The 2,479-nt window shown below is 64.0% G+C and carries 3 protein-coding genes; 1 reads left to right on the plus strand and 2 read right to left on the minus strand.

Going from position 1 to position 2,479, the window contains the following annotated elements; all coding sequences use genetic code 11:
• Positions 1–130: 130 nt before the first annotated feature.
• Both ycaC and HU720_RS23835 read right to left on the minus strand, forming a co-directional pair.
• Entirely contained in the window at positions 131–757 is a 627-nt protein-coding gene (ycaC, locus tag HU720_RS23830) for an isochorismate family cysteine hydrolase YcaC (RefSeq protein WP_172222600.1), read from the minus strand.
• 70 nt (positions 758–827) lie between these two features.
• Positions 828–1,193, minus strand: coding sequence for an AraC family transcriptional regulator (locus HU720_RS23835; protein WP_186523605.1), 366 nt, complete (start codon positions 1,191–1,193; stop codon positions 828–830).
• A 224-nt stretch (positions 1,194–1,417) separates the two neighbouring features.
• Between HU720_RS23835 and HU720_RS23840 the strand changes: the two genes are divergently transcribed.
• Positions 1,418–2,392 (plus strand): GlxA family transcriptional regulator, encoded by a 975-nt coding sequence (locus HU720_RS23840; protein ID WP_186523607.1) that lies wholly within the window; start codon positions 1,418–1,420, stop codon positions 2,390–2,392.
• The last annotated feature ends 87 nt before the right edge of the window (positions 2,393–2,479 follow it).

Consider the following 2,479-nt stretch of genomic DNA (forward strand, 5'->3'; position numbering starts at 1 on the left):
GCCTTGCGCCGCGAAAGGGCTGCAAAGCAGCCCCCGGCGGTATCTAAGTGATGGACAAATCCTGGGGGCGCTTCGCACCCCTTTCGCGGCACAAGGCCGCTCCTACAGTGCCGAGCGGCCGTAGCTGGATTCAGCGCGCAGTCAGCGCCGAATAGCTGTTCATCAGGTTGCGGTAGTTGGGGATCCGCTGCGACAGCAGGTTGCCCAGCCCTTCGATGTCGTTGCGCCAGTCGCGGTGCAGCTCACAGGCCACCGAGAACCAGTTCATCATCTGCGCGCCAGCCTGGGTCATGCGTGCCCATGCGGCCTGCTGCACAGTCTCGTTGAACGTGCCCGAGGCATCGGTCACAACGAACACTTCAAAGCCCTCGGCCAATGCCGACAGGGTCGGGAACGCCACGCAGACATCGGTCACCACACCGGCGATGATCAGTTGCTTGCGGCCGGTGGCCTTGATCGCCTTGACGAAATCTTCGTTGTCCCAGGCGTTGATCTGGCCAGGGCGGGCGATGTACGGCGCATCCGGGAACATTTCCTTGAGCTCGGGCACCAGCGGGCCGTTGGGGCCTTGCTCGAAACTGGTGGTGAGGATGGTCGGCAGGCCGAAGAACTTGGCCAGGTCGCCCAGCGCCAGCACGTTGTTCTTGAACTCGTTGGGCGAGAAGTCCTGCACCAGCGAAATCAGGCCGGTCTGGTGGTCCACCAGCAGCACGACGGCATCGTCTTTGTTCAAGCGCTTGTAGTCAGGTTGGCTCACGAGGGTGACTCCTTGGATGGGTGCAACGGCGGTATTGGCCCTGGGGCCTATACCAGTGGATGACATGGATTTAAGGATGCCGCGCCGACTGGCGCCACGCCTTGGGCGGCTGGCCGACCAAACGGCTGAAGGCGCGGGTGAAATGCGACTGGTCGCAGAACCCGCACTCAAGGCTCACATGGGTGATCGGCACTTCGGTGGCCAGCAGGCGCTTGGCCTTTTCCATCCGCGCCCGCAGGCGCCAGGCCTGCGGCGACAGGCCGGTGGTAACTTTGAAGGCGCGCGAGAAGTGGCTGCGGGTGAGGTGGCACAAGCTTGCGATCTCGATGATCGACAGCGGGCTGTGCAGCATCAGTTCCTTGGCCTGGCGCAGGCGCTGTGCGGTCAACGCGCCGGGCGGGGTAAGCCGGTAGTCGGGGGCGGGTTCAGCGGCCATGACGACGCTCCTGTTTCGATGGAGAAAGTCTGGCGCCCGCGACATGACAAAGTCCTGAGCCGAACCTTAATAGTTGTTAATTGCGCTTTACCCTGTGGCGCCAGGGGTGTTGCGCTTGCCCGAGCGTTTTTATCAACATTGCTGGCCCGGCACGCTATACCGATACCTTAAGATGCCGGGCATGTCTGGTTTCAGGCCGCCTGCGCAGGCGGCGATCAAGGTGAATGGTCATGTCCAAAACGGTTGCGATGGTGCTTTTCAACGATGTCCTGATGCTGGATGTCACCGGCCCTTTGGATGCCTTTGCCATCGCCAACCGGTTTCTTGCCCAAGACCAACGCTACCACCTGCTCACCCTCGCCGAGGGCAGCGAACCGGTGCGCGGCTCGTGTGGGCTGCGGGTGCTGGCTGACGGGCAACTGCAAGACCTGCCGCCAGCCGTCGACCTGCTGCTGGTCCCCGGTGGCCCGGGGGCCTATGACGTGGCATTGCCGGGGCTGGAGCGCTGGCTGCCGGGGGCTGCGCGCAGTGCCAGGCGTTTTGGGGCGATCTGCACCGGGGTGTTTCTGCTCGGGCGCGCCGGGCTGTTGGGCGGCTATCGTTGCACCACACACTGGAATTACGTCGAGCGCCTGGCCCGGCAGTTCCCTCAGGCGCGGGTCGAGACCGAACAAATCTACGTGGTGGACCGCGACCTCATTACCTCCGGCGGCATCACTGCCGGTATCGACCTGGCGCTGGCAGTGGTGGCTGAAGACCACGGCAAGCACTTGGCGCTGGAGGTGGCCAAGGTGCTGCTGGTGGCACGTCATCGCCAGGGCGGGCAGTTGCCCTACGGCCCGCTGCTGGCGGCGGTGCCACGTGATGGTAGCCCCACGGCGCGGGTGCAGGCCTACATCGTGGACCACATCGAGGAGGCCTTCACCGTGCAGAAAATGGCCGAACTGGTGGCCATGAGTGCACGCAACTTTGCCCGGGCGTTCCAGCGCGAGGTGGGGGTTACGCCGTTGCAGTACTTGCAGAATGCGCGCATCGACCATGCCCGCAAGCTGCTCGAAGCGTCCGACCTGCCGCTGAAGGTAGTCGCCGCACGCAGCGGGTTTGGCAGTGACCGGCATATGCGCAAGGTGTTCTGCGAGCGCATCGGCATGACCCCCAACCAGTACCGGGCGCAGTTTGGTGGTGGGGGGTTGGCTTAAGCCTGTCAGGGCATCACTCTCGCGGCTGAACACGAGCTCTGTAGGAGCGGCCTTGCGTCGCGAAAGGGCTGCGTAGCAGCCCCAGCG

Origin of the sequence: Pseudomonas sp. SWRI51 (genome assembly GCF_014268825.1) — a bacterium.
In the GTDB taxonomy this organism is placed as follows: Bacteria; Pseudomonadota; Gammaproteobacteria; order Pseudomonadales; family Pseudomonadaceae; genus Aquipseudomonas; species Aquipseudomonas farsensis.

Coding starts and splice junctions, on each gene's coding strand:
- HU720_RS23835 (WP_186523605.1), bottom strand. CDS start 1,193: ATGGCCGCTGAACCCGCCCCCGACTACCGGCTTACCCCGCCCGGCGCG.
- HU720_RS23840 (WP_186523607.1), top strand. CDS start 1,418: ATGGTCATGTCCAAAACGGTTGCGATGGTGCTTTTCAACGATGTCCTG.